The following is a 7,848-nucleotide window of genomic DNA, read 5'->3' on the forward strand; positions in this document are numbered from 1 at the left end:
CCGCGGCCAGGGCCCGGTCGGCCGCGGCGATCGCGGCCACGGCGTCGCCGGCCAGCCAGGCCCGCTCGGCCCGCACCGCGTCCGGCTCGGTCGGGCCGCCTCCGCCGCGGTCGGCGATCGCGCCGTCCCCGGCGCCGTCCTCCTGGTCGTCGCCGGGTCGCCTGGCGCCCGCCTCGGCCCCGGTCCCCGGGACCGCGAAGTCCGCGAACAGCCGCGGCTCCAGCACCGCGTCCGCGCGGGCGCTCACCGTGCGCCCCCGCGCGGCCCGCTCGCGCGGCCCCCCGGCCGCGGATCCCGTGATCCGCGTCCGCCTCGCTGTGGTCGTGGCTGTCGCTCCCACACCTCGTCCCCCTTCGCCCTCGGTCAGGAGCAATGCTCGCGGTGGGGGCGGGCGGGCTCTGTGCACGACGACACAGTGGGACGTCGACCTTGCGACACCCCGGCCGCGTATCAGCCGGCCGGGTCGCGCCTCAGCCGCCGAGCAGCAGCCCCTCGCAGGTGCGCACCACGACGCGGCAGGCGTCCGCGGCCGGGCGCGGGTACATCGGGTTGACCGCGTGCCGCTGCCAGCGCTGCAGGGTCGTCCCCGCGGCCCGCCGCACGGCCTCCGGGTCGGCGTCGCCGGGCAGGCCCAGCCGGGTGGTGACCGCCCCGCCGGCGTCGCCGAGCAGCCGCTCGGCCTCCTCGGCGACCGGCCGGGGCAGCCCCACCGCGCCGGCCCGCAGCCTGCCCAGGGTGCGCAGCTCGGCGAACTCGTGCGCCCCGGACAGCAGCCGCTCCAGGCCGCGGACCAGCCTGCCCTCCGGGCGCGGGTCGCGGCGCAGCACGCCGTCGAGCGCCAGCAGCGCCGAGCGGGCCTTGAGCACGTCGCGGCGCTCGCTGAACTGCACCTGCAGCACGGTCCGCAGCTCGGGCAGGCCGCTGCGGGCCACCAGCTCCGCGGCCAGCGCGGCGGGCGTGCCCGCGCCCTGGCGGATCAGCGAGGTCGACAGCCGGATGCCGAACAGCCCGAACCGACCCAGCAGGGCAGCCCGGTCGACGCCCTGCGCGCCGTCGGGCGCTTGCGGGGCGTCGCGCAGGAAGCGGTCGACCGACAGCAGGGAGCGGTCCAGCTCGGCGCGGGGCACCCGGGCGAGCTCGGCCAGCGCCCGGTGCTCCTGCTGGGTCAGCGTGGCCCCGGTCTCGGCGAGCAGCCCGGCCACCGCCACCACGTTCTGGCACAGCCCGCGCACCGCGGGCTCGGACCGGTAGCGCTGGGCGATCGCGCGGGCGGAGAACATCGCGTCCACCCGGCCCGCGCCGATCTCGTCGGCGCGCGAGAGCACCGCCACCGTGTTGACCGCGGTGGCCCGCCCGACCCCGCCGTCGGGGCCGTCGCGGAAGGTCTCCAGGAAGTCGGCGTCGGCGGCGTGCAGGTGGCGCATCAGGTAGATGACGGCGTCGGCCTCGCTGGGCGTCTCGTCGTCGGGGTCGAGGAAGGCGACGGTGCGCCGGGAGTTCTCGACGGTCAGCGAGGCGATGCCGGGGGTGTCGATGAGGGTGGTCGCGCGCAGGTTCTGCGACGGCCAGTCCACGACGACCCGGTCGAGCGCGTCGGCCGGGGTGTCGCCCAGGTCGATCACCAGTGCCCCGTCGGTGCGGCGCACGGTCAGCGGGATCGGCGGCCCGGCGTGCGGGTGCATCCGGATCCGCGACGCCGGCCCGTCGCGGAACCAGGTCACCACCCGGGTGCACTCCCCGGCGTCGGTGGGCGCCAACCGCTCCCCCACCAGCGCGTTGAGCAGGGTCGACTTGCCGGCCTTGAGCCGGCCGGCGACCGCGACGCGCAGCGGCTCGTCGAGGCGCTCCAGGTGGCGGGCCAGCAGCCGCGCGGCCCCGGGCTGTGCGCGGTAGACCCCGACGGCCTCGTGCAGCAGGCCCCGCACGTCGCGGGTGAGCGGGGTCGCCGGAGCGGCCGGGCGCCCGGGGGTGGGCGCGCTCATCGGTCCGCCCCGCTCGCGGTCGGGGCCGGCACCGGTGCCGGTGCCGGTGCCGGCGAGGGCTTCGGGGTGGGCACCAGGGCGCGGGCGGCCGCGCGGAGGGCCTCCAACCGCTGCAGCTCCGCGCGGATCTCCGGGATGCGCCGCTCGCGCTCGCCCTGCGAGGCCTTCACCGCCCGCTCGGCGGCGAGCTGGGACTCCGCCAGCGACCGCTTCATCTGCTCGGCCTGCGCGGTGAAGTGGTCGCGCAGGTCGCGCTGCACGCCGCGCAGCCGGTCGCGCGACTCCTTGGCCACCTGGAAGGTGACGTCGTCGACGAACCGGCGCACCGCCGCCCTGGCCTCGTTCTGCCGCTTGGTGACGATCCGCTTGCGCTCGTCGCGGATGGACTTGCCCGCCATGAACAGCCCCGCGCCCACGCCCAACGGGTTGAGCAGGCTGGCGAACCCGACGAACGTGCCGAGCATGCCGAACATCAGCATGCCCATGTAGCCGCCGCGCATGCCGGTCAGCGCCTTCTGGCCCACGCCGAAGGTCTCCTCGGCGCGCATCGCGATCGGGCGGGCCGAGCTGAGCGCGTCGGAAGGCTCGGCGCGCAGCGCGGGCAGCAGCTGGTCGCGGTCGGCGGAGAAGTGCTCGGCCACCCGCTCGCCGAGCCAGCGCGTGCGCTGGGTCGCCCAGACGAAGTTGGCCGCCGCCGCGGCGGCCACCTCCTGGTGGGCCCAGCGGGTGAACTGCTCCCAGGTGGTGCTGGGGTCACCGGCCGAGATCTCCTCCTCGGCGACCCGGGTGATCTCGCGCATCCGCCCGCGCAGGTCGTGGTCGATGTCGGCGTTGAGGTCGGCGACGCCGTCGCCGAGGGTCTGCTGCCAGCGCGCGGAGCGGTCCTTGAGCTCGTTGGCCCGGGCGCGCGCCTCGGCCAGGCGCTCGACCAGGGCGCGCGCCGCCTCCGGGTCCTCCTGCGCGGTCAGCTCGGCGCGCAGCCCACCGATGAGCTGCCCGCTCACCGCGAGCACGTCGTGGGCGACGGAGCGGCGGGCCAGCCGGTCGGCCTGGCCCAGCACGTCGCGGCGCAGGTAGCGGACCAGCTCGGGGAAGCCGGACTCCTCGTTCAGCTCGGTGTCGTTGGCCAGCACGGCCTCCCAGCGCAACGTGGACGACACCGCGAACAGGGGCGCGGTGATGCCGGCCCGCTGCAGGTGGGCGCGGTCCAGGTCGGCGATGCGCCGCCACTGGGGGTAGAGGTCGTTCTTGGTCAGCACGCACGCCACGTTCGGGCACACGGCCACGGCCCGGGCCAGGAAGTCCAGCTCGGGGGCGGTGTACTCCTGGGAGGCGTCGGAGACCAGCAGCACCGCGTCGGCGGTCGGCAGGGTCGCGGTCGTCGCCGCCCCGTGCACCGACGACAGGCCGCCGACCCCCGGGGTGTCGACCAGCTCCAGCCCCCCGGCCAGCACCGGGCGCGGCACCCCGACCTCGACGTGGTCGAGCAGGTCGGCGCCCTCGGCGGTCCCGGTCAGGTGGCCGGCGAGCTCCTCGGCCGGCACCTCGACGCGCTCCAGCTCGGGTCCGGCGTCCGGGTCCGGCCCGCCGTCGAGGACGGCCGCGACCGGCAGCGCGTCGCCCGCGACGGGCGGGACGCGGCGCACGAGCGTGACGGTCACCGCCTCGCTGTGGTGCACCACGGTCGGCACCGCGGTGGCGATGTCGTCGGACACCGGGCAGACCGGCGCCCCGGCCAGCCCGTTGACCAGCTGGCTCTTGCCCTGCTTGAACTCCCCGACCACCAGCACCCGGACCCGGCCGTCGACCAGCCGGGTCCGGGCCCGGCGCAGCCGGGCGGTGAGGTCGGGCCGGTCGTGGCGGCCGAGCACGGCCAGGCCGAGGTCGACGACCTCGGCCGGGGTCGGGGACATGGCTGCTCCCTGGGATAGGCGCGGGTGCGGTCGGGTGCGTGCGGACGGGGGGCGCCGGCCGGGGGGGGGGGGGGGGGGCCCCCCCCCCCCGGGGGGGGCCGCCCCCCCGGGGGGGGGGGGGTGCGGTCGGGTGCGTGCGGACGGGCGCCGCGGCCGGCGGGTGGGGTGCCGGGCCGCGGCGCCCGCGGGACGGTCGCCTGACGGTGTCGGGTGGGGTTCAGGCGACCGGGTCGAAGGCCTCGCCCGCCTCGTCGGCGGGCTCCTCCTCGGCCGGGTCGGACCCGACCTCGGACGCGGCCGCGTCGGCGGCCTCGTCGTTGATCTGCGAGGTGGCGGCGTCGGTCCCGTCGGCCTCCTCGGTGCCGTCGGTCCCGCCGCCCTCGTCGGTCCCCGGCGCGGCGCCGGTGCCGCCGTCCGGCTCGACCGGCAGCGGTGCGCCCGCGCCGGTCGGGTCGACGTCGCCGATCCCGGTGCCGTCGTTGAACGAGTTCTCGGCGTTGATGGCGACGACGTCGTTCTCGACGACGCTGTTGTCGACGCTGTTGTCGACGGCGTTGAAGGAGTCGTTGATGGCGGTGACGTCGTTGTTGACGACGCTGTTGTCGACCACGGCGTCGACGCTGTTGTCCACGTCGTCGTCGCTGTTGAAGGAGTCGTTGACGATCGTGGTGTCGTCGTCGGAGAAGTCGTTCTGGAAGATGAACGTGTCGCGGTCGTCGATGGTCACCGGCGCCGCGGCCTGCAGCGCCAGCGCCGAGTGCTCCTGGGCCGCCGCCTGGACCTGCGGGGCGGCCGAGTAGTTCGACGCCGTGTGGTTGATCTCCCGGACCGGGTCGTCGCCCGACGGCGGGGCGGCCTCACCCGTGGCCGAGGCTCCGCCCGCGTCGCACAGCTCCAGGCGGGCGTCGCGCACGTCCTGCGCGGTCACCCCCTCCAGCCCCCTCTCGGCCAGCACGGCGTCGGGGTCGTTCTCGAACTCCGCCGCGGTGGCGGGGTCGCGCATGAGTTCCACCAGGAACTCGATGAGGTCGGACAGGGCGAGCACGGCGTCCACCTCCTCTCCTGTTCGGGCGGTGAGGCCGGCTCCGCGGCGGGACTAGCCGCGCCGCGGAGCCGGCTCGGTCCGCATCAGACGATCGCGCCCAGGTCGTCGACGTCGACGTCCTGGTCGGCCTCCTGCTCGGCGGACAGGTCGCCGTCCTGGTCGGTGTCGGCGTCCTGGTCGGCCTCCTGCTCGAAGTCCTGCGCCGAGTCCTGGTCGGAGTCCTGCTCGGCGTCGACGTCCACGTTGGACTCCGCGCTGCCGCCGGCGCCGCCGCTGGCGTCGGCGTCGCCGCCGTCGCCGGTGATGCCGCCCGCGCCGCCGAAGCCGAAGCCGTTGGCGTCGCCCGCGTCGCCGAAGTTGATGTTGACGCCGTCGCCGTCGCCGCCCTGCCCGATGCTGCCGGCGTTGCCGCCCTGGCCGAAGCCGGCGCCGCCGTCGGCGCTGCCGCTGGAACCGCCCAGGGCCACGCCGCCGTCGCCGCCGTCGCCCGCCTCGGTGTTGGTGACCGTGTTGGTGTCCTGGTCCTGCACGGCGGCCTGGGTGTTGGCCTGCTCGCCGACCAGGGCCGACTGCTGCTCGGTGTTCGACAGCAGGTCCTGGTTCTGGTCCAGGTCCAGGTCCTCGCGCAGGTCGGCGATGAACTCGTTGAGGTTGAACGGGTTGGTCATGGCTGTGTGCTCCTGGTGTCGGGGTTGTGGGGCCGGGCCGCTGTCGGGCCGGGCCTCCGCGTCGGCCGGACCCGCTGTCCGGCTCGAGAAGGACGCTAGGTCGGCGCAGGGGCCCCGCCATCCGGGTCGATCCCTGCCGCGCGCACCGCCCGCCCGGGGGTGGCGGGGCCGCCCGCCCGCCGACTACGGGATTCCCCCCGTACCGCCCCACCAGCGCGAACCCGGGCATGGCCGGGCCGCGTGCCGAGGTGGATGGTCGCAACGAACCCGACCTCGGAACGGAGCAGCGATGTCGTACCAGCTGGCGGTGGACCTGGGCACCACCCACCTGAGCGCCGCGGTCGCCCGCCCGGACGGCACCGTCGAACCGGCCGCGCTCGGCGCGGCCACCGGTGCCGCCCCCGGCACGGTGCCCGCGGTCGTGCACGTGGACGCCGACGGGCGGCTGTCGGTGGGCGAGTCGGCCGTGCGCCGGCTGCTGTCCGATCCCGACCGCGTCGTGGCCGAGCTCGTCCGCCGGATCGGCGACCGGACCCCCCTGGTCGTGGGCGGTGCGCCGGTGGCCGCCGAGGCGCTGGCGGCCAGGGTGGTCGCGCACGTGGCCCGCACGGTCGCCACGACCGAGGGCGGGCCCGCGGCGGGGGTCGCGGTCACCCACCCCGCGTCCTGGGGCCCGCACAAGGTGGAGGCGATGCGCGCGGCGCTGGCGGCGGTCGGGCTGGACCGGGCCGTGCTGCTCACCGAGGCGCAGGCCGCGGCCGAGCGCCACGCGGCGGTCGAGCCGCTGGAGCCCGGCGCGGTGCTGGCCGTGCTGGACATCGGCGGCGGCGCCTGCGACGCCACCGTCGTGCGCCGCGACCCGCGCGGGTTCGCGCTGCTGGGCAGGCCCGAGCGCATCGAGCGGCTGGGCGGGGCCGACGTCGACGACGTGGTGTTCGAGCACGTGCGCGCCCGGCTCGGCGAGCGGTGGGACACCCTCGACCCGTCCGACCCGACGACGCTGGCCGCCGTGGCCGCGCTGCGCCGCGACTGCACGTCGGCCAAGGAGGCCCTCAGCGGGTCCGCCGAGGTCGCGGTGCCCGTGGCGCTGCCCGGCATCCGCGTCGACGTCGAGCTGACCCGCGCCGCGCTCGTCGAGCTGATCCGCCCGGCCCTGGGCGAGGCCGTCGACCTGCTGATCCGGGTGATGGAGCCGGTGACCCTGCCCGGCACCCCGACGGTGCTGCTGGTGGGTGGATCGACACGGATCCCGCTGGTGGCCGAGCTGGTCGCGGAGCGGACCGGGCTCGCGGTCTCCCGGGTGCAGGACCCGGTGACGGCGGTCGCGGCCGGCGCCGCGCTCGCGGTGCGCCCTGCGGAGCGGCCGGTGCCGGCCCCCGCCGCGCCGGTCGGCTCGGCGGTCGGCCCCGCCATCGGCTCGGCGGTCGGCTCGGCAATCGGCTCGGCAATCGGCTCGTCGCTGGCTCCGGGCGGACCGGGCTCGCGCCCCGACCTCGACCGGCTCGACGTCCGCCCGACCCCCGACCCCCGACCCGACCCGATCGGCACGGGCCGGGGCATGCCGCGGGTCGCGACGCTGCCCGCCACCGCCCCGCCACCGCCACCCCGGCCGTCGGGGCCGAACGATCCGCCGGGCGGGGTGCACCCGTTCCGACCCGAGCGACCCGCGCGCCGGCGCATCCCCCTCGTGGCGACCGTGCTCGCCGCCGTGGTGGCGGCCGCCGTGCTGGTCGGCGGGCTGATCTCGCTCTACCGGGCGGGCTCGATCACGCCGACGGGCTCGCCCGCGGTGGCCTCGACACCCGAGCGGACCACGCCCCCTCCGCTCCTCACCACAGCAGGCGAGCCGGAGCCGACGGCGGCGCCGGAGCAGCCGCGTCGACAGCCCGCGCCCGCGGCCCCGGCGCCGCGCCCCGCCGAGGGTCCCGCCCCCACGACCACCGCGGCGCCGGTCACGACGACGGCCGCACCCGTCACGCAGCCCCCGGCCACCACGGCACCGGCGGGCGGGCAACCCGGCGACGGCGGCGGCGAGGGCGGCGATGAGCTGAACGGTGATCCGAACGGCGGCGACCCGAACAGCGGCGACCCGAGCGAGGGCGGCGCGAACGAGGGCGACTCCAGCCCCGCACCCGCGGGAGCGGACGGGCAGACCGGCGCCGCCGGTGACGACCGATGACCCCACCAGGAGTCCGATGATGATCGACACGAGGGCGGCGGGACCGTGCGCGGTCCCGCCG

The 7,848-nt window shown here is 77.3% G+C and carries 6 protein-coding genes; 1 reads left to right on the forward strand and 5 read right to left on the reverse strand.

The window, feature by feature from the left end; genetic code table 11:
- From KDL28_RS39865 to KDL28_RS39890, 5 genes are all read right to left on the reverse strand, one after another.
- Nucleotides 1–247 (reverse strand): hypothetical protein (locus tag KDL28_RS39865; RefSeq protein WP_252446675.1); only part of this gene is annotated, 247 nt, incomplete at its 3' end.
- Nucleotides 248–470: 223 nt separating this feature from the next.
- Nucleotides 471–1,982 (reverse strand): dynamin family protein, encoded by a 1,512-nt coding sequence (locus tag KDL28_RS39870; protein WP_252446676.1) that lies wholly within the window; start codon nt 1,980–1,982, stop codon nt 471–473.
- Complete coding sequence (locus KDL28_RS39875) at nt 1,979–3,895, reverse strand: dynamin family protein (RefSeq protein WP_252446677.1); 1,917 nt, start codon at nt 3,893–3,895, stop codon at nt 1,979–1,981. Before KDL28_RS39875 ends, KDL28_RS39870 begins: the two co-directional genes overlap by 4 nt.
- A gap of 217 nt (nt 3,896–4,112) precedes the next feature.
- Complete coding sequence (locus KDL28_RS39885) at nt 4,113–4,949, reverse strand: IniB N-terminal domain-containing protein (RefSeq protein WP_252446678.1); 837 nt, start codon at nt 4,947–4,949, stop codon at nt 4,113–4,115.
- Nucleotides 4,950–5,023: 74 nt separating this feature from the next.
- Nucleotides 5,024–5,608, reverse strand: a complete 585-nt coding sequence (locus KDL28_RS39890) for a hypothetical protein (protein WP_252446679.1) — start codon at nt 5,606–5,608, stop codon at nt 5,024–5,026.
- A 289-nt stretch (nt 5,609–5,897) separates the two neighbouring features.
- Here KDL28_RS39890 and KDL28_RS39895 point away from each other — a divergent pair, with 289 nt between their 5' ends.
- Nucleotides 5,898–7,787 (forward strand): Hsp70 family protein, encoded by a 1,890-nt coding sequence (locus KDL28_RS39895; protein ID WP_252446680.1) that lies wholly within the window; start codon nt 5,898–5,900, stop codon nt 7,785–7,787.
- The last annotated feature ends 61 nt before the right edge of the window (nt 7,788–7,848 follow it).

This window comes from Pseudonocardia humida (assembly GCF_023898865.1).
Classification (GTDB): domain Bacteria; phylum Actinomycetota; class Actinomycetes; order Mycobacteriales; family Pseudonocardiaceae; genus Pseudonocardia; species Pseudonocardia humida.

Coding starts and splice junctions, on each gene's coding strand:
- KDL28_RS39870 (WP_252446676.1), bottom strand. CDS start 1,982: ATGAGCGCGCCCACCCCCGGGCGCCCGGCCGCTCCGGCGACCCCGCTC.
- KDL28_RS39875 (WP_252446677.1), bottom strand. CDS start 3,895: ATGTCCCCGACCCCGGCCGAGGTCGTCGACCTCGGCCTGGCCGTGCTC.
- KDL28_RS39890 (WP_252446679.1), bottom strand. CDS start 5,608: ATGACCAACCCGTTCAACCTCAACGAGTTCATCGCCGACCTGCGCGAG.
- KDL28_RS39895 (WP_252446680.1), top strand. CDS start 5,898: ATGTCGTACCAGCTGGCGGTGGACCTGGGCACCACCCACCTGAGCGCC.